At 59.9% G+C, this 24,906-nt stretch carries 19 protein-coding genes and 2 tRNA genes; 16 read left to right on the forward strand and 5 right to left on the reverse strand.

Features of this window, described 5'->3' with window-relative positions:
* The first annotated feature begins 75 nt into the window (after positions 1 to 75).
* Together orn and ACYZTW_RS03485 are read left to right on the forward strand one after the other, a co-directional pair.
* Positions 76 to 618 carry an oligoribonuclease gene (gene orn, locus ACYZTW_RS03480; RefSeq protein WP_008035288.1) on the forward strand — a complete coding sequence of 181 codons (543 nt, stop codon included), beginning with the start codon at positions 76 to 78 and terminating at the stop codon, positions 616 to 618.
* Positions 619 to 870: 252 nt separating this feature from the next.
* Entirely contained in the window at positions 871 to 1,482 is a 612-nt protein-coding gene (locus ACYZTW_RS03485) for a trimeric intracellular cation channel family protein (RefSeq protein WP_462003746.1), read from the forward strand.
* Between the two features lie 106 nt (positions 1,483 to 1,588).
* Here ACYZTW_RS03485 and queG read toward each other — a convergent pair whose 3' ends face one another.
* On the reverse strand, positions 1,589 to 2,653 hold the full coding sequence (queG, locus tag ACYZTW_RS03490; protein WP_462003747.1) for a tRNA epoxyqueuosine(34) reductase QueG: 1,065 nt from the start codon (positions 2,651 to 2,653) through the stop codon (positions 1,589 to 1,591).
* 63 nt (positions 2,654 to 2,716) lie between these two features.
* Here queG and ACYZTW_RS03495 point away from each other — a divergent pair, with 63 nt between their 5' ends.
* The 12 genes from ACYZTW_RS03495 to ACYZTW_RS03550 all read left to right on the forward strand — a co-directional run bounded on the left by ACYZTW_RS03495 (position 2,717) and on the right by ACYZTW_RS03550 (position 17,721).
* Positions 2,717 to 4,216, forward strand: a complete 1,500-nt coding sequence (locus tag ACYZTW_RS03495; RefSeq protein WP_462003748.1) for an NAD(P)H-hydrate dehydratase — start codon at positions 2,717 to 2,719, stop codon at positions 4,214 to 4,216.
* Positions 4,204 to 4,674: a tRNA (adenosine(37)-N6)-threonylcarbamoyltransferase complex ATPase subunit type 1 TsaE gene (tsaE, locus tag ACYZTW_RS03500; protein WP_462003749.1), complete on the forward strand. Its 471-nt coding sequence runs from the start codon at positions 4,204 to 4,206 to the stop codon at positions 4,672 to 4,674. The genes ACYZTW_RS03495 and tsaE overlap by 13 nt, the downstream gene beginning before the upstream one ends.
* On the forward strand, positions 4,675 to 6,102 hold the full coding sequence (locus ACYZTW_RS03505; RefSeq protein ID WP_462003750.1) for an N-acetylmuramoyl-L-alanine amidase: 1,428 nt from the start codon (positions 4,675 to 4,677) through the stop codon (positions 6,100 to 6,102).
* Positions 6,099 to 8,009, forward strand: coding sequence for a DNA mismatch repair endonuclease MutL (gene mutL / locus ACYZTW_RS03510; RefSeq protein WP_462003751.1), 1,911 nt, complete (start codon positions 6,099 to 6,101; stop codon positions 8,007 to 8,009). Before ACYZTW_RS03505 ends, mutL begins: the two co-directional genes overlap by 4 nt.
* Positions 8,009 to 8,980 carry a tRNA (adenosine(37)-N6)-dimethylallyltransferase MiaA gene (miaA, locus tag ACYZTW_RS03515; protein WP_462003752.1) on the forward strand — a complete coding sequence of 324 codons (972 nt, stop codon included), beginning with the start codon at positions 8,009 to 8,011 and terminating at the stop codon, positions 8,978 to 8,980. Before mutL ends, miaA begins: the two co-directional genes overlap by 1 nt.
* 94 nt (positions 8,981 to 9,074) lie before the next feature.
* Positions 9,075 to 9,335, forward strand: coding sequence for an RNA chaperone Hfq (gene hfq / locus ACYZTW_RS03520; RefSeq protein WP_030128332.1), 261 nt, complete (start codon positions 9,075 to 9,077; stop codon positions 9,333 to 9,335).
* Between the two features lie 12 nt (positions 9,336 to 9,347).
* The gene (gene hflX, locus ACYZTW_RS03525; RefSeq protein WP_462003753.1) at positions 9,348 to 10,649 is read left to right on the forward strand and encodes a ribosome rescue GTPase HflX; all 1,302 of its coding nucleotides are present in this window, start codon (positions 9,348 to 9,350) and stop codon (positions 10,647 to 10,649) included.
* A 96-nt stretch (positions 10,650 to 10,745) separates the two neighbouring features.
* Complete coding sequence (hflK, locus tag ACYZTW_RS03530) at positions 10,746 to 11,915, forward strand: FtsH protease activity modulator HflK (protein ID WP_134419835.1); 1,170 nt, start codon at positions 10,746 to 10,748, stop codon at positions 11,913 to 11,915.
* Positions 11,915 to 12,784 (forward strand): protease modulator HflC, encoded by an 870-nt coding sequence (gene hflC / locus ACYZTW_RS03535; RefSeq protein ID WP_008156983.1) that lies wholly within the window; start codon positions 11,915 to 11,917, stop codon positions 12,782 to 12,784. The genes hflK and hflC overlap by 1 nt, the downstream gene beginning before the upstream one ends.
* Before the next feature lie 317 nt (positions 12,785 to 13,101).
* A complete protein-coding gene (locus ACYZTW_RS03540; protein ID WP_007939588.1) occupies positions 13,102 to 14,289 on the forward strand; it encodes an ATP phosphoribosyltransferase regulatory subunit in 1,188 nt (395 codons plus the stop codon).
* A 54-nt stretch (positions 14,290 to 14,343) separates the two neighbouring features.
* A complete protein-coding gene (locus ACYZTW_RS03545) occupies positions 14,344 to 15,636 on the forward strand; it encodes an adenylosuccinate synthase (RefSeq protein ID WP_010464193.1) in 1,293 nt (430 codons plus the stop codon).
* 150 nt (positions 15,637 to 15,786) lie between these two features.
* On the forward strand, positions 15,787 to 17,721 hold the full coding sequence (locus tag ACYZTW_RS03550; protein WP_462003754.1) for a methyl-accepting chemotaxis protein: 1,935 nt from the start codon (positions 15,787 to 15,789) through the stop codon (positions 17,719 to 17,721).
* A gap of 96 nt (positions 17,722 to 17,817) precedes the next feature.
* Here the strand turns inward: ACYZTW_RS03550 and ACYZTW_RS03555 are convergent, their stop codons facing one another.
* The 4 genes from ACYZTW_RS03555 to ACYZTW_RS03570 all read right to left on the reverse strand — a co-directional run bounded on the left by ACYZTW_RS03555 (position 17,818) and on the right by ACYZTW_RS03570 (position 20,995).
* Positions 17,818 to 19,383, reverse strand: coding sequence for an ABC transporter permease (locus tag ACYZTW_RS03555; RefSeq protein WP_462003755.1), 1,566 nt, complete (start codon positions 19,381 to 19,383; stop codon positions 17,818 to 17,820).
* Positions 19,383 to 20,393 carry an extracellular solute-binding protein gene (locus tag ACYZTW_RS03560; RefSeq protein ID WP_462003756.1) on the reverse strand — a complete coding sequence of 337 codons (1,011 nt, stop codon included), beginning with the start codon at positions 20,391 to 20,393 and terminating at the stop codon, positions 19,383 to 19,385. The genes ACYZTW_RS03555 and ACYZTW_RS03560 overlap by 1 nt, the downstream gene beginning before the upstream one ends.
* A gap of 262 nt (positions 20,394 to 20,655) precedes the next feature.
* Positions 20,656 to 20,742 (reverse strand) — tRNA-Leu (locus ACYZTW_RS03565).
* A 166-nt stretch (positions 20,743 to 20,908) separates the two neighbouring features.
* A tRNA-Leu gene (locus tag ACYZTW_RS03570) sits at positions 20,909 to 20,995 on the reverse strand.
* 226 nt (positions 20,996 to 21,221) lie between these two features.
* On the opposite strand from ACYZTW_RS03570, the gene rnr reads away from it, so the two are divergent.
* Both rnr and rlmB read left to right on the forward strand, forming a co-directional pair.
* Positions 21,222 to 23,852, forward strand: coding sequence for a ribonuclease R (rnr, locus tag ACYZTW_RS03575; protein WP_462003757.1), 2,631 nt, complete (start codon positions 21,222 to 21,224; stop codon positions 23,850 to 23,852).
* Positions 23,849 to 24,616 carry a 23S rRNA (guanosine(2251)-2'-O)-methyltransferase RlmB gene (gene rlmB / locus ACYZTW_RS03580; RefSeq protein ID WP_462003758.1) on the forward strand — a complete coding sequence of 256 codons (768 nt, stop codon included), beginning with the start codon at positions 23,849 to 23,851 and terminating at the stop codon, positions 24,614 to 24,616. Before rnr ends, rlmB begins: the two co-directional genes overlap by 4 nt.
* The last annotated feature ends 290 nt before the right edge of the window (positions 24,617 to 24,906 follow it).

The raw sequence follows: 24,906 nt of genomic DNA on the forward strand, positions 1-24,906 counted from the left end.
TAAAACGGCCGCGAGTTTAGCACGCCCGGCCACCGCCCTAGGCTAAACTGCGCAGCATTGCCTAGGAGCTGACACATGCAAAACCCGCAGAATCTGATCTGGATCGACCTGGAAATGACCGGTCTGAACCCTGATACCGACGTCATCATCGAGATGGCCACCATTGTCACCGACAGTGACCTGAACACCTTGGCCGAAGGTCCGGTGATCGCTATCCACCACAGCGACGAAATCCTCGCCGGCATGGACGAGTGGAACACCCGTCAACACGGCGGCTCGGGCCTGACGCAACGGGTGCGCGACAGCCGTATCAGCATGGCTGAAGCCGAAGCCGAAACCATCGCCTTCCTGGAAAAATGGGTGCCGAAGGGCAAGTCGCCGATCTGTGGCAACAGCATCTGCCAGGACCGTCGCTTCCTTTATACCCACATGAAGTCCCTGGAAAGCTTCTTCCACTACCGCAACCTCGACGTCTCGACGCTGAAAGAATTGGCCGCACGCTGGGCGCCGGACGTGCGCGACAGCTTCAAAAAGGGCAGCACCCACCTGGCGCTGGACGACATCCGCGAATCGATCGCCGAGCTGCAGCACTACCGCAAGCATTTCATCAAGTTCTGATCTTGCCGGGCCTTTGTGGCGAGGGCTTTTGTGGTGAGGGGATTTATCCCCGTTGGATCGCGTAGCGGTCCCAAAACCGGCAGCCGCTGTTTATCAGACATACCGCAGGCAATGGTTTTACGACTGCTTCGCAGCCGAACGGGGATAAATCCCCTCGCCACAGGTCAGCACTCATGCCATGAACGGCATGGCACTCTTTTGGGGCTTCGATGAAGTGAGTAGACTGCGCGCCTTCCTGCAAGGACCGCCCCCATGTTGCTGATGCTTTACCTGATCGCCATTACCGCCGAAGCCATGACCGGTGCCCTGTCTGCCGGCCGTCGCGGGATGGACTGGTTCGGCGTGGTGCTGATTGCATGCGTCACGGCTTTGGGTGGGGGCTCGGTGCGTGACGTGCTGCTCGGTCACTACCCGCTGACGTGGGTCAAACACCCGGAGTACCTGGTGCTGACCTCGGTGGCGGCGATGTTCACGGTGTTCGCTGCGCGCTGGATGCGGCATCTGCGCTCGCTGTTTCTGGTGCTCGACGCCGTGGGCCTGGTGGCGTTCACCCTCATCGGCTGCATGACCGCGCTAGAAATGGGCCACGGCATGCTCGTGGCTTCGGTCAGCGGCGTAATCACCGGGGTGTTCGGCGGCATCCTGAGGGACATCTTCTGCAACGACATCCCGCTGATCTTCCGCCGCGAACTCTACGCCAGCGTCTCATTCGCTGCGGCGTGGTGTTACATGCTCTGCATCTACCTGCAATTACCCAGTGAGCAGGCGATTTTGATCACCCTGTTTGGCGGCTTCCTGTTGCGTTTGCTGGCGATCCGCTTTCACTGGGAAATGCCGAAGTTCGTTTATAACGACGAAGCCTGACTTCTACACCGTCCTGTAGCAGCTGCCGAAGGCTGCGTCCGGCTGCGGAGCAGTCGTCATCCTGCAAAGCGAGTCCTGCAGCCTCGAACGCAGCCTTCGGCAGCTGCTACAGGAGCCCGTGTTGTTTCAGGGCCCACTCGACATGCTCACGCACCAGCTCTGACGGATGCTCGCGCCGCGCCTTCAACGCTTCCAGCACCGGAATGCTCGACGGCGCATTACCCAGGCCAACCGCCAGGTTTCGCAGCCAGCGCTCGTAACCCGCTCGGCGTAACGGCGAACCTTCGGTACTGCTCAGGAACTTGTCCTCGTCCCACATGAACAGCTCGGCCAACTCTGCGTTGTCCAGATTGTGCCGTGGCTTGAAGTCGCTTTCCCCGGACGGACGGGCAAAGCGGTTCCACGGGCAGACGATCTGGCAATCATCGCAACCGAACACCCGATTACCGATCAATGGCCGCAAATCTTCGGGGATCGCGCTTTTCAGTTCGATGGTCAGGTAGGAAATGCAGCGTCGGGCATCCAGCACATACGGGCCGACAAACGCGTTGGTTGGGCAAATGTCCAAACAAGCCGTGCAGCGGCCGCAATGTTCGCTGGCGTGAGGCGGATCGACGGGCAGCGGCAGGTCGACGAACAGTTCGCTGAGGAAGAAGTAACTGCCGGCCTTGCGATTCAGGACCAGGGTATTTTTGCCGATCCAGCCCAGGCCGGCCTTTTCAGCGATAGCCTTTTCCAGCACCGGAGCGCTGTCGACGAACGCGCGATAGCCGAACGGGCCGATGACCGCCTGAATTTTTTCCGCCAGTTGTTGCACGCGTTTGCGGATCAATTTGTGGTAATCGCGGCCCAAGGCATAGCGCGAGACGTAGGCTTTTTCCGGTTGTGCCAGTCGTTTGGCCATTTCGGTGTCGCCCGGCAGGTAGTCCATGCGTAGGGAAACTACCCGCAGCGTGCCGGGCACCAGCTCTTCCGGGTGTGAGCGTTTGCTGCCGTGGGCGCCCATGTAGTCCATTTCGCCGTGGTAACCGGCCGCGAGCCAGCGTTCCAGGTGCTGCTCATGCTCGGCCAGGTCGAGGCCGCTGATGCCGACTTGCTGAAAGCCCAGCTCGCGGCCCCACTCCTTGATGGATTGGGCGAGGGCGGGCAGGTCTGTAGTAATAGCGGGCATGAGGCGAGAGAAACCGGAGCTGAGGTGCGTATAATTCTGCCAGACATCGGAGCCCGAAGACGCATGCCGCAGACTAAAGATGATTTACCCGACGTGCTGTACAGCGCCGCGCAAGTCCGAGCCCTCGATGCAAGCCTGATCGCGGCCGGCACACCGGGCTTCGAATTGATGCAGCGTGCGGCGCGGGCGACCTGGCGTGCGCTGGTCCGTCATTGGCCATCGGCGAATGAATTGAGTGTCGTGGCCGGTCATGGCAATAACGCCGGCGACGGTTATCTGGTGGCCGTGCTGGCCCGACGTGCGGGCTGGCATGTGCGGGTTTTGGCGGCCGGTGATCCCCAGCGTTTGCAAGGTGACGCGGCATTGGCCCATGCCGAGGCCGTGTCCGAAGGTGTCGCGGTTCAAGCCTGGAGCGCACAGTCCGAGTTGCGCGGTATCGTGCTGGATGCCTTGCTCGGCACTGGTCTGACGGGCGAGGTGCGAGAGCCCTACGCGGGCGTCATCGCGGCAATCAATGCCAGTGGGCTGCCGGTTGCGGCGGTGGATATCCCTTCGGGGTTGTGCGCTGATACCGGCCGAATACTCGGCGCTGCGGTGCGGGCTGACCTGACGGTAACTTTCATCGGATTGAAGCTGGGTCTGTTTACTGGCGACGCAGCAGATTGCGTCGGCGAGTGGGTCTTCAATGATCTGCAAACCTCTCCCGAGTCGTATAACGGGGTGGCCATCAGTGCGCGTCGCCTGACGGCTGGCAACTTGCCGAGTCTGGCGGGGCGCGCTCCAACCTCCCATAAAGGCAAATTCGGCCACGTCCTGCTGATCGGCGGTGATCGTGGTTTTGGTGGCGCCATCCTGCTGAGCGCGCAAAGTGCGCTGCGTAGCGGTGCGGGCATGGTGTCCGTGGCCACGCGCAGTGAGCATGTTCCGGCGGCGCTGGCGAGAATCCCCGAAGCCATGGTGTTGGGCACTTCGTCGGCCAATCAATTGATGGGACTGCTTCAAAAGGTTTCCGTGCTGGTGGTCGGCCCAGGCTTAGGTCAGGCTTCCTGGGGGCGCAGCCTTTTGTCGGCGGCCGCCAACGCGCCGCTGCCGCAAGTCTGGGACGCCGATGCATTGAATCTGCTGGCCACAGAGCACGTGAGTTTGCCCAAGGATTGTGTGATCACTCCACATCCGGGCGAAGCGGCGCGCTTGTTGGGGATAAGCACTGCCGAAGTGCAGGCTGACCGCCCCGCTGCTGCTCACGCATTGAGCAAAAAATACACAGCTGTAGTCATTTTGAAAGGCGCCGGCAGCCTGATCGCCAGCCCCGATGGGCGCCTGGCGTTGTGTCATCAGGGCCATCCGGCCATGGCCACCGCCGGTTTGGGTGATGTGCTGGCCGGTCTGGTCGGCGCGTTGCTGGCGCAAGGCATGGAGGCGTTTGACGCCGCCTGCCTGGCCGTCTGGCTGCATGCCAATGCTGGCGCGCAAGAAGGTAAATCGGGCCGTGGGCTGGCGGCCAGTGATCTGATTCCAGCCATTCGTCAGTTGTTGGAGGAGCAAGCACCGTGTCTGAAGTAACCCTGTACCTGGCTGATGAAGAGGCGATGACTGCATTTGGCGCACGCATCGCACAAACCACCGAAGGGCACGGTCTGATTTTTCTCGAGGGGGATCTGGGCGCCGGGAAAACCACGTTGTCCAGGGGCATCATCCGTGGCTTGGGGCATGTGGGAGCGGTAAAAAGTCCGACCTTCACCTTGGTCGAACCCTATGAGATTGGTGACGTCCGGGCCTTCCATTTCGACCTCTATCGCTTGGTCGACCCTGAAGAGCTGGAGTACCTCGGCATCCGCGACTACTTCGAAGACGACGCGTTGTGCCTGATCGAGTGGCCCAAAAAGGGTGCAGGCTTTTTGCCAAAGCCCGACCTGACCATTACCATTAGCCCGCAAGACAGCGGGCGTTCGCTGAAAATTTTGCCCCAAGGCTCGCGTGGCGAGTTGTGGTGTGCCGCTTTGGCATTGGAAACCAATTAAATGATGGGGTTAGGTATGCGCTTTCGCGCGATGGTAGCTGCCGTAGGATTGTTGTTTTTGGCGGTGACCGTCGATGCTGTGGCCGAGACAAAGGTCAACAGCGTTCGCCTGTGGCGGGCTCCGGACAACACACGACTGGTGTTCGACCTGAGCGGTCCTGTCCAGCACAGTGTCTTTACCCTGACCGCCCCGGATCGGCTGGTCATCGACATCAATGGCGCGTCTCTGGGGGCGCCGCTGAACGTCAACACCTCGAACACTCCAATCACCGCCATGCGCTCGGCTCAACGTACGCCGACCGACCTGCGGGTGGTCATCGACCTGAAAAAAGCCGTGACGCCGAAAAGTTTTACCCTGGCGCCAAACGCCCAGTACGGCAATCGCCTGGTGGTCGACTTGTTCGATAACGCTGCCGACGCCGCGCCAATTCCAGCACCGACCAACGTCGCGACGGTGGCCCCAGTGCCGGTCACGCCGGTGGAACCCGCGGTGAAGCTGCCGCCAGCCCCGGCCGGCAAGCGCGACATCGTTGTGGTCATCGATGCCGGCCACGGCGGCGAAGACCCGGGTGCCTCCGGTTCTCGCGGTCAGCGTGAAAAAGACGTGGTACTGGCCATCGCCCGCGAACTGCAGCGTCAGGTCAGCGGCATGAAAGGCTTCCGCGCCGAACTGACCCGCACCGGCGACTACTTCATCCCATTGCGTGGCCGTACCGAAATCGCCCGCAAGAAGGGCGCCGACCTGTTCGTCTCGATCCATGCCGACGCCGCGCCGTCTGCGGCAGCCTTCGGTGCGTCGGTGTTCGCTTTGTCCGATCGCGGCGCCACCTCGGAAACCGCCCGTTGGCTGGCCGACAGCGAAAACCGCTCCGACTTGATCGGTGGTGCTGGCAGCGTCAGCCTCGACGACAAGGACCGCATGCTGGCCGGTGTACTGCTCGACCTGTCGATGACCGCTTCCCTGACTTCGAGCCTGGACGTTGGCCAAAAGGTCTTGAGCAACATCAGCCGGGTCACGCCGTTGCACAAACAACGGGTGGAGCAGGCCGGGTTCATGGTGCTGAAATCGCCGGACATTCCGTCGATCCTGGTGGAAACCGGCTTCATCTCCAACTCCAACGAAGCCTCGAAACTGTCGGCGGCGAGCCACCAGCAGGCGCTGGCACGCTCGATCAGCGCCGGTGTTCGCCAGTTCTTCCAGCAGAATCCGCCACCGGGCACCTACATCGCCTGGCTACGTGATTCCGGCAAAATCGCTCAAGGTCCACGTGACCATCGAGTGAGCCCGGGCGAGACGCTGGCGATGATCGCTGTGCGTTATCAGGTGTCCCCGGCCACCCTGCGCAGCGCCAACAACCTGCAGAGTGACGAGCTGAAAATCGGTCAGACCCTGACCATTCCCGGCACTGAACTGGCGGCCAAAGAATGAACCAGGTGCTGACCAACACGGCTCGCATCGAGCTGCTCAGCCCGCGACTGGCGAACCAGATTGCCGCCGGTGAGGTGGTTGAGCGCCCGGCCTCGGTGATCAAGGAGTTGCTGGAGAACAGCCTCGACTCCGGCGCCAAGCGTATCGATGTCGATGTGGAGCAGGGCGGCGTCAAGCTGCTGCGGGTGCGCGACGATGGCAGCGGCATTTCTGCCGATGACTTGCCGCTGGCTTTGGCGCGTCACGCCACCAGCAAGATCCGCAATCTGGAAGACCTCGAGCAGGTCATGAGCCTCGGGTTTCGGGGTGAAGCACTTGCCTCGATCAGCTCCGTGGCGCGTCTGACCCTCACCTCTCGCACTAAAGAGGCCGATCAAGCCTGGCAGGTCGAAACCGAAGGCCGGGACATGGCGCCTCGCGTGCAACCAGCGGCCCATCCGGTGGGCACGTCGGTGGAAGTGCGTGACCTGTTCTTCAACACCCCGGCGCGGCGCAAGTTTCTCAAAACCGAAAAAACCGAATTCGATCACCTGCAAGAAGTGATCAAGCGTCTGGCGTTGGCGCGCTTCGACGTGGCGTTCCATTTGCGCCACAACGGCAAGACCATCCTCAGCCTGCATGAAGCCCATGACGACGCGGCCCGTGCCCGGCGTGTGGCGGCGATTTGCGGTTCGGGTTTCCTCGAGCAGGCGCTGCCGATCGAGATCGAGCGCAATGGCCTGCATTTGTGGGGTTGGGTCGGCTTGCCGACGTTCAATCGCAGCCAGGCAGACTTGCAGTATTTCTTTGTGAACGGCCGTGCGGTACGCGACAAACTGGTGGCCCACGCGGTGCGCCAGGCTTATCGGGATGTGCTGTTCAACGGTCGACATCCGACGTTCGTGCTGTTTTTCGAAGTCGATCCGGCAGGCGTTGACGTCAACGTGCACCCGACCAAGCACGAAGTGCGCTTTCGTGACGGGCGCATGGTTCACGATTTCCTCTATGGCACCCTGCACCGCGCCTTGGGCGATGTGCGGCCGGAAGACCATCTGGCCGCGCCCGTCGCGACGGCCCTCGTCCGACCGACCGGCATTGATGCTGGCGAGTTCGGTCCGCAAGGCGAAATGCGTCTGGCGGCCAATGCCTTGCTGGAACAACCTCAGGCCCAGCCGTCGTTCAATACCCCGGCGGGCTCGGGCGCTGGTGCAGGCTATCAATATCAGTACTCGCCGCGGCCTCAATCGGGTGTGCCTGTGGCTGAAGCTCAGGCCGCCTACCGTGAGTTCTTTGCGCCGTTGCCAGAAGCGAATGCTGTCGCGCTTCCGGCCGGGCAGGACGATATTCCGCCGCTGGGTTATGCACTGGCGCAGCTCAAAGGCATCTACATTCTTTCGGAAAACGCCCAAGGGCTGGTGCTGGTGGACATGCATGCCGCTCACGAGCGGATCATGTACGAGCGCCTGAAAATCGCCATGGCCAGCGAAGGCCTGAGCGGTCAGCCGCTGCTGGTGCCAGAGTCCCTGGCGGTCAGTCAGCGTGAAGCCGATTGCGCCGAAGAACACGTCGCGTGGTTCCAGCGCCTGGGCTTTGAGTTGCAACGTCTGGGCCCGGAATCCCTGGCCATCCGGCAGATCCCGGCACTGCTCAAGCAAGCGGAAGCCAATCGACTGGTCAGCGACGTACTGGCAGATCTGATGGAATACGGCACCAGCGACCGGATTCAGGCCCACCTGAACGAACTGCTCGGCACCATGGCCTGCCACGGCGCGATTCGTGCGAATCGGCGTCTGGCCCTGCCGGAAATGAACGGTCTGCTGCGCGACATGGAAAACACCGAACGCAGCGGTCAATGCAACCATGGCCGGCCGACCTGGACCCAATTGGGCCTGGACGATCTGGACAAACTGTTCCTGCGCGGTCGTTGATGAACAAGCTCCCTCCTGCGATTTTCCTGATGGGGCCGACCGCCGCCGGCAAGACCGACCTGGCCATCGAACTCACCAAAGTCTTGCCTTGCGAGCTGATCAGCGTCGATTCGGCGCTGGTCTACCGTGGCATGGACATCGGCACCGCCAAGCCTTCCAAAGCGCTTTTGGCTGAGTTTCCGCACCGGTTGATCGATATTCTCGACCCGGCAGAGAGCTATTCGGCCGCCGATTTCCGTCGTGATGCCCTCGAAGCCATGGCCGAGATCACCGCGCGAGGCAAAATTCCGCTGTTGGTGGGCGGCACAATGCTCTATTACAAGGCTTTGGTTGAAGGTCTGGCAGACATGCCAGCGGCCGATCCAGACGTTCGCGCGCAGATTGAAGAAGAAGCTGCACGCCTTGGCTGGCAAGCCCTGCACGATCAACTGGCAGTCATCGATCCGGAATCCGCTGCGCGTATTCACCCGAACGATCCGCAGCGACTCAGTCGAGCGCTGGAAGTTTATCGCGTCAGTGGTCAGAGCATGACTGCACTAAGGTTGCGACAATCTGCGCAAAGTACTGAAGCAGCCGCTTCGGGACTGCAACAATTGCCCTATACTGTCGCGAACTTGGCGATTGCTCCGGCAAATCGTCAGGTATTGCATGAGCGAATTAAACAAAGATTCACGAATATGTTGGAACAGGGATTCATTGACGAGGTCGTAGCCCTGCGTAAGCGAAGTGACCTGCATGCCGGGTTGCCGTCTATACGCGCAGTAGGCTACCGACAAGTCTGGGACTACCTGGATGGCAAGCTGACGCAAGCCGAGATGCAGGAGCGTGGAATCATTGCCACGCGCCAATTGGCAAAGCGCCAGTTCACCTGGCTGCGCAGTTGGGCTGATTTACACTGGTTGGACAGCCTCGATTGCGACAATCTGCCGCGCGCCTTGAAATACCTCGGGACCATCTCCATATTGAGCTGAGTCCTTGCAATTGCCGTCTATCCTTGGGGGTGTGACGGCCCCAAGCCATTTGTTTACCTATTTTTTATATTGAATCCTTAAAGGAGTGCGGCACATGTCAAAAGGGCATTCGCTACAAGACCCTTACTTGAATACTTTACGTAAAGAGAAAGTGGGGGTTTCCATCTACCTGGTCAACGGGATCAAACTGCAAGGCACGATCGAGTCTTTCGACCAGTTCGTTATCCTGCTGAAAAACACCGTCAGCCAGATGGTTTACAAACACGCTATCTCTACAGTGGTGCCGGTTCGTCCAATTCGTCTGCCTAGCGCAACCGAATCCGAAACAGGTGACGCTGAGCCAGGTAACGCCTGATAGGAGTCTCCTTTGTTCTTTGAGCGCCACGGTGGTGGTGAGCGGGCAATTCTCGTTCACTTGGATGGTCAGGACCCTGAGGCGCGCGAAGATCCGCAGGAGTTTCAGGAGTTGGCAATTTCGGCTGGCGCCGAGACCGTTGCGTTTTTCAACGTGCCGCGTCATCGGCCAACCGCCAAATACCTGATTGGCAGTGGCAAGGTCGAAGAATTACGCGACCTGGTCAAAGCCGAGCAGGTAGATCTGGTGATTTTCAATCACATCCTCACGCCCAGTCAGGAACGTAACCTCGAACGTGTTTTCGAGTGTCGCGTGATCGACCGCACGGGTCTGATTCTCGATATCTTCGCTCAACGCGCCCGCACCCATGAAGGCAAGCTCCAGGTCGAACTGGCCCAGCTTGAGCACATGAGTACGCGGCTGGTACGTGGCTGGACTCACCTTGAGCGGCAGAAGGGTGGTATCGGTCTGCGCGGTCCGGGTGAAACCCAGCTCGAAACCGACCGGCGCCTGTTGCGGGTTCGCCTGCGGCAGATCAAGGGGCGTCTGGAAAAAGTCCGCAGCCAGCGCGAGCAGTCTCGTCGCGGGCGCAAACGGGCTGACATTCCGACGGTTTCACTGGTGGGTTATACCAACGCCGGCAAATCGACGCTGTTCAACTCGGTGACCGACTCCGACGTCTTCGCCGCTGACCAACTCTTCGCCACCCTCGACCCGACCCTGCGCAGACTCGAACTCGACGACCTCGGGCCGATCGTGCTGGCCGACACCGTGGGCTTCATTCGCCACCTGCCGCACAAACTGGTCGAGGCATTTCGGGCTACGCTCGAAGAGTCGAGCAATTCCGACCTGCTGCTGCACGTGATCGACGCCCATGAACCCGAGCGTATGGCCCAGATTGAACAGGTCATGGTGGTGCTTGGGGAGATCGGGGCTCAAGACTTGCCGATCCTTGAGGTATACAACAAACTCGATTTGCTCGAAGGCGTAGAGCCGCAGATCCAGCGCGATGCCGATGGCAAGCCGCAGCGGGTCTGGTTGTCGGCCAAGGACGGTACAGGCCTGGACCTGCTCAAGCAGGCGGTGGCCGAGCTGCTCGGGGATGATTTGTTTGTTGGCACCTTGCGCTTGCCGCAACGTTTTGCTCGACTGCGTGCGCAGTTTTTCGAACTCGGTGCGGTACAGAAAGAAGAACACGACGAAGAAGGCATCAGCCTGCTGGCCGTTCGCTTGCCGCGGGTCGAGTTGAATCGACTGGTGAGCCGCGAAGGTCTGCAACCGATGGAATTCATCGAGCAACACACTTTGCAATAAAAGCCTGAGAAAGCGGTTGTGCCGCAGTGACAGGCATTCTGTAGCATTGGTCGGCGCGCCGTGGGTGCGTCTTTGCTTTATCAGATGGAGAGCGCTATGGCTTGGAATGAGCCGGGTGGCAACTCGAATAATCAGGATCCTTGGGGTGGCAAGCGCCGCAATAACGGCGACCGCAAGGGACCACCGGATCTCGACGAGGCCTTCCGAAAGCTGCAGGAAAGCCTGAATGGGTTGTTCGGTGGTGGTAAGAAACGGGGTGATGACGGCGGTGGTTCGGGCAGGAGTGGCGGCTTCGGCGGTCTGCTCGGCATCGGTCTGGTCGTGTTGGCGGCCGTGTGGCTGTACAGCGCAGTCTATGTAGTCGACGAGCAGGAGCAAGCCGTGGTGCTGCGCTTCGGCAAGTACTACGAAACCGTCGGCCCGGGCCTGAACATCTATTTCCCGCCGATCGATCGCAAGTACCTGGAAAACGTCACGCGTGAGCGTGCCTACACCAAGCAGGGTCAAATGCTGACTGAAGACGAGAACATCGTCGAAGTGCCGCTGACAGTGCAGTACAAGATCAGCAACCTGCAGGACTTCGTGCTGAGCGTCGATCAGCCGGAAATCAGCCTGCAGCACGCGACCGAAAGTGCCTTGCGCCATGTGGTGGGTTCCACCGCGATGGACCAGGTGCTGACCGAAGGTCGTGAATTGATGGCCAGCGAAATCAAGGAGCGTCTGCAACGCTTCATGGATACCTATCGCACCGGCATCACCGTCACTCAGGTCAACGTACAGAGCGCAGCCGCACCGCGTGAAGTGCAGGAAGCCTTCGATGACGTGATCCGTGCCCGTGAAGACGAGCAGCGTTCGCGTAACCAGGCTGAAACCTACGCCAACGGCGTCGTGCCTGAAGCCCGTGGTCAGGCCCAGCGCATCATCGAAGATGCCAACGGTTACCGTGACGAAACCGTCTCGCGCGCCAAGGGTGAGGCTGATCGCTTCACCAAGCTGGTGAGCGAGTATCGCAAGGCACCTGAAGTGACCCGTCAGCGTCTGTACCTGGACACCATGCAGGAAGTCTTCAGCAATACCAGCAAGGTTCTCGTGACCGGCAACAAGAATGGCCAGAGCAATCTGCTGTACTTGCCGCTGGACAAGATGGTCGAAAGTGGTCGCAACACCAGCACTCCGGTGACCGGCGCGGCAGCCACCAGCAATGAAGCGAATGTGCGTGCAGCCGATCTGCAGCAACAGCAAGCACGTACCAGGGAGAGTCGCTGATGAGCAATAAATCGCTGATCGCCCTTATTGTCGGCGTCGTCGTGGCGATCGCTGCCTGGAACTGCTTCTACATCGTGGCTCAGACCGAGCGTGCGGTGCTGCTGCAGTTCGGTCGTGTGGTCCAGACTGATGTTCAGCCGGGCCTGCATGTGAAAGTGCCTTACGTTAACCAGGTGCGCAAATTCGATGCACGCCTGATGACGCTGGACGCACCGACGCAACGCTTCCTGACGCTGGAAAAGAAAGCCGTCATGGTTGATGCCTACGCCAAGTGGCGCGTGAAAGATGCCGAGCGCTTCTACACCGCGACTTCCGGCCTCAAGCAGATTGCTGACGAGCGTCTTTCCCGTCGTCTGGAATCGGGCCTGCGTGACCAGTTCGGTAAGCGCACGCTGCATGAAGTGGTTTCCGGTGAGCGCGATGCGCTGATGACCGATATCACGGCTTCGCTGAACAAGATGGCGGAAAAAGAGCTGGGCATCGAAGTTGTCGATGTTCGGGTCAAGGCCATTGATCTGCCGAAAGAAGTGAACCGCAGCGTGTTCGAGCGCATGAGTTCCGAGCGTGAGCGTGAAGCTCGCGAGCACCGCGCCAAGGGTAACGAACTGTCAGAAGGCATTCGTGCCGACGCCGATCGTCAACGCCGCGTGTTGCTGGCTGAAGCCTATCGTGAATCTGAAGAGGTTCGCGGTGACGGTGATGCCCAGGCGGCTGCGATCTACTCCAAGGCCTACGGCCAGGATCAGGAGTTCTACGGTTTCTACCGTAGCCTGCGTGCCTACCGTGAAAGCTTCGCGAACAAATCCGACGTCATGGTCCTGGACCCAAGCAGCGACTTCTTCCGTTACCTGGAAAAAGCCAAGCCTTGATACGACGTTGACCTGAATCATCCCCCGCCTGGCGGCTAACGCCTCGGGCGGGGTGATCCTTTGGGAAAACGTGTGTATGATGCGGCAGCCGGGAAATTCCCGGCTTTTTTGCGTCTGCACGTTTGATTGCTGTTTTTATGCAGCCGTGCGAGTTGAATGACTCGACAGGTTTTTCGAGGAAAGTGGTTGGCGAAGCCGATTTCAGGCTTTTCGCCCCGTTGTTCATGCGCGTGGTTTGTACGCATGAGCCGATCATTTTCTGCTTCACTCAAGGCTCGCCCAAAGGCTGGCCGCCCGGATCATAGGGGAATGGCGTAATGGCAACGGTAGACCGCTGGCTGCTGCCAGATGGGATCGAAGAAGTACTGCCACCAGAGGCGGCGCGCATTGAAGTTGCGCGTCGTCAGGTGTTGGATCTGTTCCAGAGCTGGGGTTACGAGTTTGTCGTGACTCCCCATATCGAGTACCTGGAATCCCTGCTGACCGGCGCGGGCCAGGACCTCGATCTGCGTACCTTCAAGGTCATCGACCCGCAATCGGGCCGGCAGATGGGTTTCCGTGCCGACATCACGCCGCAAGTGGCGCGCATCGATGCGCACACCTTGCGGCGCGAAGGCCCGAGCCGTCTGTGCTATGCCGGTAGCGTGCTGCATGCTCAGCCGCGCGCCTTGTCATCTTCGCGCAGCCCGATCCAGCTGGGTGCCGAGTTGTACGGCGATGCCAGTCCGAGCAGCGACGTGGAAGTCATCAGCCTGATGTTGGCTATGCTGCAACTGGCCGATGTGCCGGATGTGCACATGGACCTCGGTCATGTTGGTATCTACCGCGGCCTGGCTCGCGCCGCCGGTTTGTCCGGTGAAGTTGAACAGCAGTTGTTCGATGCGTTGCAACGTAAAGCCATCGACGAGGTCATTACCTTGACCGAAGGCTTGCCTGCCGATCTGTCGGGCATGTTGCGGGCGCTGGTCGACCTGTGTGGCGGCCGTGAAGTATTGAGCGCTGCCCGCGAGCGTCTGGCGAATGCGCCGGCACCGGTACTGGCCGCTCTGGACGACTTGCTGGCGATTGCCGAACGTCTGTCCACGCGTTTCCCTGAGTTACCGTTGTATTTCGACCTGGGCGAGTTGCGCGGCTACCACTACCACACCGGTGTGGTGTTCGCGGTGTTCGTACCGGGTGTTGGCCAGTCCATTGCTCAGGGCGGTCGTTACGACGACATCGGTGCCGACTTCGGTCGCGCCCGTCCGGCAACCGGCTTCTCTACCGATTTGAAAACCCTGGTGACCCTGGGGCGTGCTGAGATCGAGTTACCGTCTGGCGGTATCTGGATGCCTGACAGTACGGATGCGGCACTCTGGCAGCAGGTTTGCCAGTTGCGCAGTGAGGGTCAGCGTGTCGTTCAGGCTTTGCCTGGGCAACCTTTGGCCGCCGCCCGTGAAGCGGACTGCGACCGGCAATTGATTCAGCAGAACGGGCTTTGGCAAGTATCGCCACTGGCTTCTTGAGTTTTCCTGCCGGCCGCGGCCGGCACCAAGTTTGCGCGAATGAGGACAAGTGTTATGGGTAAGAATGTCGTAGTCCTGGGCACCCAATGGGGTGATGAGGGCAAAGGCAAGATCGTTGATCTGCTGACCGAACATGCTGCCGCCGTAGTGCGCTACCAGGGTGGCCACAACGCTGGTCACACCCTGGTGATCGATGGCGAAAAAACCGTCTTGCACCTGATCCCGTCGGGCGTGCTGCGCGAAGGCGTGCAGTGCCTGATCGGCAACGGCGTGGTGGTTGCCCCCGACGCTCTGCTGCGGGAAATCATCAAGCTGGAAGAGAAAGGCGTACCGGTGCGCGAGCGCCTGCGTATCAGCCCGTCCTGCCCGCTGATCCTGTCTTATCACGTAGCGCTGGACCAGGCCCGTGAAAAGGCCCGTGGCGAGCTGAAGATCGGTACTACCGGTCGTGGCATCGGCCCGGCGTACGAAGACAAGGTTGCACGTCGTGGCCTGCGCATCGGTGACCTGTTCCACCGTGAGCGTTTCGCCGCCAAGCTGGGCGAGTTGCTGGATTACCACAACTTCGTTCTGGTCAATTACTACAAAGAACCAGCCATCGACTTCCAGAAGACTCTTGATGAGTGCATGGAATACGCCGAGCTGCTGAAGCCGATGATGCTCGACGTCACCGCTGAGCTGCACGAGCTGCGTCGTGCTGGCAAAGACATCATGTTCGAAGGCGCCCAGGGCTCCCTGCTGGACATCGACCACGGTACCTACCCGTACGTCACCAGCTCCAATACCACTGCGGGCGGCATTGCCACCGGTTCGGGTTTTGGTCCAATGTACCTGGATTACATCCTCGGCATCACCAAGGCTTACACCACTCGTGTTGGTTCGGGTCCGTTCCCGACTGAGCTGTTCGACGACGTGGGTGCTTTCCTGGCCAAGCGCGGCCACGAGTTCGGCGCTACCACTGGTCGCGCCCGTCGTTGCGGCTGGTTCGATGCCGTCATCCTGCGTCGCGCTATCGACGTCAACAGCATCTCGGGCCTGTGCCTGACCAAGCTGGACGTGCTGGACGGTCTGGAAACCATCAACATCTGCGTTGGCTACAAGAACCAGGATGGTGCAGTGATCGACGCACCGACTGACGCCGACAGCTACATCGGCCTGGAGCCGGTGTACGAAGAGATGCCAGGCTGGACCGAATCCACCGTCGGTGCCAAGACCCTGGAAGAGCTGCCACAGGCTGCACGCAACTACATCAAACGCGTTGAAGAGTTGGTCGGTGCGCCGATTGACATTATTTCGACGGGCCCGGACCGCAACGAAACCATCGTTCTGCGTCACCCGTTCGCTTAATAAGTCGTTGATGTAAAACACAAAGGGCCCTTAATTGGGCCCTTTGTCATTTATGCCTGTTGGACGGCATGACCTTTGCTGCGATCTTCACTAAGTGCATCTTTTCTGGTGTGCCATCAATTTAATGGCGTCAAAGCAGAGGGATATCAAGTGTCGGCCGTTCTCTCACTGTTACAAAGCCGTCTATTACGGCCCGTGTTCGTTACCCTTGGTATCGCACTGTTGGTGCAGGTGCTGGTGGCTGTTGCCCTGACTCGGAGCACAGTGACCGCACTGGAAGCCGATCTGGGTGTGCGCCTGGGTGCCGACAGTCAAAAGCTCTCCGGGGAGCTTGAGCAGGCGGGGCGTGAAGTCACGTCGAGCCTCGACAGTCTCTCCACTAGCACGCGTCAGCGCCTTACGGCGGGCTTGTCCTCGCGATTGAAGGACGAACAGGCACAGCTGCGTGCGACGTTGGAGAAGGATCTGAAGGACTCCGCCAATGATATGGCGCAGCTTCTGGCTTCGGTCGCACCCCGCGCGATGTGGGACAGCGACGTTCCAACCTTGTCCGAATTCGCCCGCCGAGCCCAGCGTAATCCCAACGTGTTGTTCGTGGTCTACGACGACGCCACGGGGCAGCACCTGACGCGCTACCTCAACCGCGAGAACCCGATCAACAAGGCGCTGCTAGAGAAGGGGCAGGGCGAGCGTGCCCTGGACAAGGTGCTGGATGCGGCGAAGAACGATCCGTCGGTCTATTACCTCGAAGCCTCGATCAATCCTAACGGCGTGGAAATCGGCAAGGTCTTGATGGGTGTCTCGACCGCTTCGGTGGAAACCGATCTGGCGGCGCTGGACAAGCGCTTCTCGGCGCTGATCGCCAGCAGTGATCAATTGGTGGGCGACAGCCTCAAGGGCGCGGCGGCTGACAGCGCCACGGCGATGCGTGCGCGTTTGACGTCCGCCCAGTCCACGGCGTCAGAAATGAAAGCCAATACCACCAGCACTGTGCAGGAAGCCGCGGCGACCTTGCGCTGGCGCATCGGCATGGGCCTGGCGCTGGTAGGGTGCGGTGTGCTGCTGTTGCTCGCGGTGGTGCTGGGTCGTCGAGTGGTCAACCGCTTGAAGATGCTGATCAGCGCCATGGATGATTTGGCGGCGGGCGAGGGCGACCTGACCAAGCGCGTGCAGATCAACAGTAAGGACGAAATCGGCGACATGGCCTCGGCGGTCAATCGCTTTGTGGATAAGTTGCAGCCGATCGTGCGCGAAGCGGGCGATGTGGCTCAGCGTACCGGCGTGGAAATCGGCGCGATGACCTTGCGCAATGCCGGGGCCGATAAAGCGGCGGGCATGCAGCGCGATGAAGTGGCCGAGAGCCTGCGTGCGTTGTCGCAAATGGCTGACGAAGCCCAGTCTGAAAGTCATGCCATGCAGGCAGCTTTGCAGCAAGTGGTGGATATTCGTTCGGCCACGGAGGAAAACACGCGGACGTCGGCAAAAGTTGGCAGCTTGATCGAGGCGTTGGCCGGGCAGGTCGATACCGGCGCGAAAGTCATCGAGCGGCTGGCGCAGCAGAGTGAGCAGATTGAAGTGGTGTTGACGGTGATTCACGGGATTGCCGAGCAGACCAACTTGCTGGCGCTGAACGCGGCCATCGAAGCGGCGCGTGCCGGCGAGACCGGTCGCGGGTTTGCCGTGGTGGCCGATGAAGTGCGGGCGCTGGCGAGCAAGACGCAAAGCTCTACCGGCGACATTCAGGCGCACATCGTTGCCTTGCAGCAAGGTGCGCGTGAGGCGGTGGCTGCGATCGGTCAGGCCGGGCGTCAGGCCAGCGAAGGTTTGCTGGTGTTGCGCGACAGTGCGCGGTTGCAGCAATCGGTGCAGGCGTCGGTCGAGCAAGTGCATGCGGCGATAGGTCTGGCAACGCAGGCGGCGGCGCATCAGGCCCAAGGCGCGCAAGCGGTGCGCGGTCGGGTTGAAACCATTCATGCACAGGCAGAGAAAGCGGCCCAGGCGGTGGTGGAAACCACGGCCAGCGGCAAGGTGCTGGATGGATTGGCGGCGCAGTTGAAGGCGAGCCTGGGGCAGTTCAGGGCTTAGGATTTACTTTGCCTGAACTGGCCTCTTCGCGAGCAGGCTCGCTCCCACAGGAGAATGCATTCCAATGTGGGAGCGAGCCTGCTCGCGAAGGCAATGTCAGCGACTCAAATACATCCGCGTCGTCAGCAGGTAGACCGGCAACCCCGACACCAAAATCAACAACGCCGCATAAGGTGCCGCCGCCGCAAACTCCACATTCGCGGTATGCGCCCAGACTTCCGTCGCCAGCGTATTGAGCCCGGTTGGACTCAGCAGCAACGTCGCCGTCAGCTCCTTCATCGCATCCAGAAACACCAGCGCAAACGCTGCGCCTAGCGCCGGGAAAATGATCGGCAACGTCACCCGGCAAAATGCACTAAAGGACGACGCCCCCAACGTTCGTGCAGCCTCTTCCAGTTGCGGCGCAGCCTTGTTCAGTGCCGTACGAATCGGTGCCTGAGCCAGCGGCAAAAACAGCAACGCATAAGCGATCAGCAACAATCCCGAAGTCTGGTACAGCGCCGGCACATAGTGCAGGGCGAAGTACACCAGCGTTAGCGCGATTACCAGTCCTGGCAGTGCATGCAGTAGATACGGCAGGCGCTCGGCCCAGATTGCCAACTGGCCTTTATAGCGCACCACCAACAAGCCCACCGGCACGGCCAGTAACAGACACAGCGCGGCGCCACCCAGTGACAACGCCAGGGAGGAGAGCAGCGCCTCGCTGATCGCAGCTACCGGGAATGCTGCTGAGGAACCCACTGCCAGCCAGTACGCCAGCATCCCGAGCGGAATACCGCTACCGACGATTGCCAGCGCCAGGCAATAAAGTTGTCCGGCAGCAGCCCAAGGCCCCAGCCGAACCTGTTCCGCATGCCGGGCTGCGCCCTGACCGGTACGCACGTGTCGGCCCTTGCCGCGCACCCGCAGCTCAAGCCAAAGCAGTATCAGACACAGCGCCAGTAACACGGCGGAAAGCATCGCAGCATTCGCGTTACTGAATTCCAGTTCGAACTGTTGATAGATCGCGGTGGTGAATGTCTGCAGACCGATGATCGACAGCGCGCCGAACTCCACTAGCATGTGCAGGGCGATCAGCAGCGAACCGGCCAGCAACGAAGGCCAGAGCAGCGGCAGGGTAATCCTGAAGAACACGCCCCAGCGATTCTGCCCAAGGGTCCGTGCGGACTCCTCGAGAGAGGGGTCAAGATTGCGCAGGGTCGCCGCGATCGGCAGAAAGATCAGCGGGTACTTGGAGAGGGTCATCACCAGAATCGCCCCGCCCAAGCCTTCGAAATGAGCGCTCAGCGAAACCCAGGTAAAGCTGCTGACAAATGCAGGCACCGCGAACGGCAAACACAGGATCACCCCCCACAAGCGCCGTCCCGGCAGATTGCTGCGCTCCAGCAACCAGGCCAGCGACAAACCGATCACGCCGCAAGCGAGCGTCACGCCAACCATCAGCGCCAAGGTGTTGCGCAGCAGGCCAAACACATAAGGTCGCCACAACAAATGCAGCGCCTCGGCCCAGCCGGCCTGCCAGGTCTTGAGCCCGACATACGCCAGTGGCAACAGGCTGAGCACCACCAGCAGCAAAACCGGTAGCAACAGCCAGATCGATGGCTGCTTGCGCCGTGGCACGTAACCCCTACGTGCGACGGGGGCGGATAACGATGCGCTCATCAGTTCAAGCCAACGTCACGTTCCAGGTCCAGGGCTTCCTCGGCATTGCCAAGATCGGCTGGCGTGACCTTCGGTGCCTCAAGTTCGCTGAACGGCTTGAGTCCGCGATCCGATTCCATGCCTTTGTGCAGTGGGTATTCGGCGGTGGTCTGGGTGATCACGCGCTGACCTTCTTCGCTGGCCATATAGGCGAGAAATTGCTGGGCTTCTTTTGGATGCTTGCTGGATTTCAGTACGGCCGCACTGGAAACAGTGATCAGCCCGCCGACATCGCCGCCGGTGAAATAATGCAGTTTCGAATCGAGCTGGCCTTTTTCACGCTGCAAGGCGAACCAGTAATAGTTGTTCACCAGCACGGTGGCGACTTCGCCGTTTTCCACCGCCTTCAGTGCAACCATGTTGTTGCTGTAGGTTTTGCCGAAAGCACGCAAACCGGTCAGCCATTCTTCGGCCGCGTCCATGCCGTGCACTTTGATGATTGCCACGGCCTGTTCCTGAAACGCACCGCTGGTTGGAACGAAGCCAACCTTGCCTTGCCATTTGGGGTCGGAGAACTCCATTACCGACTTGGGCAGGTCTTTTTCATTGATCAGTTTTGGATTGAAGGCGACCACTCGGACTCGCGCAGTGATGCCAATCCAGGTGCCGTTGCCGGCAACGTAGTCTTTCGGCAGAACGGCAAGGGTGGCGGCATCGGTCTGTGCCAGCAGGCCTTGTTCGCCGAGTTTGTTCAATGGTGGCGATTCTTCGGTGTAGATCACGTCGGCGGGGGAGCGATCACCTTCTTCGACGACCTGGCTGGCGAGCTGGTTGCTGCTGCCTTTACGCACGTTGACGTGAATCCCGGTCTTGGTTTCGAAGGCTTTGGCGATGGCGTCGCCGACTTCTTTGTGTTGACCGTTATAGAGTGTCAGGGAAACCGGGTCGGCGGCTTGGGTGAGGGGAGTGGCGAGTGCCAGGCCGAGGAGGGTGAAGGTCAGGCCGCGGCGCAGGGTATTTCGAAACATCATTCGCAGGGTTCCTCACTGTCGCATTGCAAAAACTTGCAACAATGATAAACGATATTGTTTCTCAAGTGCGCCTTGCGGCGTAACGCTCAACCTGTAGGAGCCAAGCTTGCTCGCGATGGCGGTTTCAAGGACGCCATCGCCGGCAAGCCGTGCTCCTACAGAAGGCACGCAGGGATTCTCATAAGATTTTTGAACGCCAGAAACGCAAAAACCCGCTTTCGCGGGTTTTTGTGAAATTTCAGATCGACTCTGAAATTTGAATTGGTGCCCAGAAGAAGACTCGAACTTCCACGACCTTGCGGTCACCAGCACCTGAAGCTGGCGTGTCTACCAATTTCACCATCTGGGCATTATCGCAAGCGTTGCCGCTGTTGATGTGGCGCACTATACGGAGAGCTTTTTGATCTGTAAACCCCTGATTTAATTTTAATAAATCAGGGGCTTAGAATGCAAAAAACCCGCTTTCGCGGGTTTTTGTGTGAGCCTTGAAATTGATCTAATCTCAAGCTCGAAATTGGTGCCCAGAAGAAGACTCGAACTTCCACGACCTTGCGGTCACCAGCACCTGAAGCTGGCGTGTCTACCAATTTCACCATCTGGGCATTATCGACAATGCGTCTGCGTCGTCGATGGCGCGCACTATACGGAGCGTCTTTTTAACTGTAAACCCCCGACATCAAAAAAACCTGGAAAATTTTACCAGTGGCATTTAATTCAGCTTCGCGGTGTCGATAAAGGGCTTTAGATGGGCTGTCATAGCCTGAAATTTCCCGTTTCATTACGCCTATGCCAAACTAACCCGCATATAGACAAGGTGAAAACTCTCTAATGGCCGATTGGCAGTCCCTCGATCCCGAGGCCGCTCGTGAAGCGGAAAAATATGAAAACCCTATTCCTAGCCGCGAACTGATCCTTCAGCACCTTGCTGATCGGGGTTCGCCTGCTAACCGCGAGCAACTGGTCGAAGAGTTTGGTCTGACCACAGAAGACCAGGTCGAAGCCCTGCGCCGCCGCCTGCGCGCCATGGAGCGCGACGCTCAACTCATCTATACCCGTCGCGGCACCTACGCGCCGGTGGACAAGCTCGACCTGATCCTGGGTCGCATCAGCGGTCACCGTGACGGCTTCGGCTTCCTGGTCCCGGATGACGGCAGTGACGACCTGTTCATGAGCCCGGCGCAAATGCGTCTGGTGTTCGATGGCGACCGTGCCCTGGCCCGTGTTTCCGGCCTCGACCGCCGCGGTCGCCGCGAAGGCATGATCGTCGAAGTGGTCTCCCGTGCTCATGAGACCATCGTTGGCCGTTACTTCGAAGAGGGCGGTATTGGTTTCGTCGTTGCGGACAATCCGAAGATCCAGCAAGAAGTGCTGGTCACGCCGGGCCGTAACGCCAACGCCCAGATCGGTCAGTTCGTCGAAGTGAAGATCACTCACTGGCCGACACCACGCTTCCAGCCGCAAGGCGATGTGGTTGAAGTCGTGGGTAACTACATGGCGCCGGGCATGGAAATCGACGTTGCCCTGCGCACCTACGATATTCCACACGTCTGGCCTGAGGCTGTGCTGAAAGAAGCCGCCAAGCTCAAGCCAGAAGTCGAAGAGAAAGACAAAGAAAAGCGCATCGACCTGCGTCATCTGCCGTTCGTAACCATCGACGGCGAAGATGCTCGCGACTTCGATGACGCGGTCTACTGCGAAGCGAAGCCGGGCAAGCTGCGCCTGTTCTCCGGCGGCTGGAAGTTGTACGTGGCGATTGCCGACGTTTCCAGCTACGTGAAGATCGGTTCGGCTCTGGACAACGAGTCTCAGGTTCGCGGCAACTCGGTGTATTTCCCCGAGCGCGTCGTGCCGATGCTGCCTGAGCAGCTGTCCAACGGCCTGTGCTCGCTGAATCCTCACGTCGATCGCCTGGCCATGGTTTGCGAGATGACCATCTCCAAATCCGGCGAGATGACCGACTACTGCTTCTACGAAGCGGTGATTCACTCCCATGCTCGCCTGACCTACAACAAAGTCAGCGCCATGCTGGAAACGCCGAAAGTCACTGAAGCCCGTCAGCTTCGTGGTGAATACAACGACGTTCTGCCGCATCTCAAGCAGCTTTACGCACTGTACAAAGTGCTGCTGGCCGCTCGTCACGTGCGTGGCGCGATCGATTTCGAAACGCAGGAAACCCGGATCATCTTCGGGACCGAGCGCAAGATTGCCGAAATCCGTCCGACCGTTCGCAATGATGCCCACAAGCTGATCGAGGAATGCATGCTGGCGGCCAACGTGGCCACTGCTGAATTCCTGAAGAAGCACGAAATCCCTGCGCTGTATCGCGTCCACGATGGCCCGCCACCGGAGCGTCTGGAAAAGCTGCGCGCTTTCCTTGGCGAGCTCGGTCTGTCCCTGCACAAAGGCAAGGACGGCCCGTCGCCGAAGGATTACCAGGCATTGCTGGCCAGCATCAAAGACCGTCCGGATTTCCATCTGATCCAGACCGTCATGCTGCGCTCGTTGAGTCAGGCGGTGTATAGCGCCGATAACCAGGGCCACTTCGGCCTGAATTACGAAGCCTATACCCACTTCACCTCGCCGATCCGCCGCTACCCGGACTTGCTCACGCACCGGGCGATTCGCAGCGTCATCCATTCGAAAATGGACACCCCGCACGTTCGCCGTGCTGGCGCGATGACCATTCCGAAAGCGCGCATCTATCCGTACGACGAAGCGATTCTGGAGCAGCTTGGCGAGCAGTGTTCGATGAGCGAACGCCGTGCCGACGAAGCCACTCGTGACGTGGTGAACTGGCTCAAGTGCGAGTTCATGAAAGACCGTGTGGGCGAATCGTTCCCGGGTGTAATCACTGCCGTGACCGGTTTTGGTCTGTTCGTCGAGCTGACCGATATCTACGTCGAAGGCCTGGTGCACGTCACCGCGCTGCCGGGCGATTACTACCACTTCGATCCTGTGCACCACCGCCTGGCCGGTGAGCGTACCGGTCGCAGCTTCCGTCTTGGCGATACCGTAGAAGTGCGCGTCATGCGCGTCGACCTCGACGAGCGCAAGATCGACTTCGAGATGGCTGAAAAGACCATCAGCGCGCCGATCGGTCGCAAGAAGCGCGGGACTGAAACGGCTGCACCTGCTTCTAAAACCGCTGCAGAGCCGGCCCCGGCGAAAACCGGTCGTCGTCCTGCCAAAGAAAAGGCTGTCGAAGCCTATCGCCCGAGCGATGCGGCGGCGAAAAATGCCGAGCTGCGCAAAAGTCGTGAGATGAAGCAGGCGTTGCTGTCTGAAGCGAAAAGCGGCGGTAAAGCGGCGTCTGGGGGAAAGACCGGACGGTCGGCGCCTGACAAGGCCCCCGGCGGCAAGCCAGCCAAACCGAGCAAACACCGTAAAGGCCCGCCAAAAGCGGGTTCTGCTCCAGCCGCCAAAAGCGGCGGGGCGCGTAAACCGAAGGCCAAGTCATGAGTCAGTTGGAAAAGATCTACGGCGTGCACGCTGTAGAAGCGTTGTTGCGTCACCACCCAAAACGCGTCAAGCAGATCTGGCTGGCCGAAGGCCGCAGTGATCCGCGGGTCCAGACCCTGATCGAGCTGGCGAACGAAAATCGCGTGGCCGTCGGCAACGCCGAGCGTCGCGAGCTGGATGCCTGGGTCGAAGGCGTGCACCAGGGCGTGGTGGCGGAGGTGAGTCCGAGCCAGGTCTGGGGCGAGGCGATGCTCGACGAGCTGCTCGATCGCACCGAAGGTGCACCGCTATTGCTGGTGCTCGACGGCGTGACCGATCCGCACAACCTCGGTGCTTGCCTGCGTTCTGCCGATGCGGCGGGCGCGCTGGCTGTGATCGTTCCGAAGGACAAGTCAGCCACGCTGACCCCGACGGTCCGTAAAGTCGCCTGTGGCGCGGCGGAAGTGATTCCGTTGGTCGCCGTAACCAACCTGGCGCGCACCCTGGAAAAACTCAAGCAGCGTGGCTTGTGGGTCGTCGGTACGGCGGGCGAGGCTGAGCAGAGTCTGTATCAGCATGACATGACCGGCCCGACCATCCTGATCATGGGCGCGGAAGGCAGTGGCATGCGTCGCCTGACCCGTGATCTGTGCGATTACCTGGTGCACCTGCCGATGGCGGGCAGTGTCAGCAGTCTCAATGTTTCCGTGGCTACTGGCGTGTGTCTGTTCGAGGCCTTGCGTCAGCGCGGCGTAAAAGCTGCCGGAACCACCAAAAAGTCCTGATATGCTGCAAACCCCCTGTGGGAGCGAGCTTGCTCGCGATAGCGGCGTAATATTCAGCGTCAATGTTGAATGTTATGTCCCCATCGCGAGCAAGCTCGCTCCCACAGTGGTTTGTGGTGAGGCGAAAATAGGTGATTGAACGAACTGTTCAAATAATCACCAATTGCCTTGCGCCTCTTCTGTCCCTTCTCTACAATTGCGCCCCTTGCTGTGACGGCAGGCACGCATGTGTCTATCGCAAGCAAGTCCATAAGTGTCATTCACTCCTTGTCTGACCGCTTTTGAGCGGC

Source organism: Pseudomonas sp. LB3P25 (genome assembly GCF_054897985.1).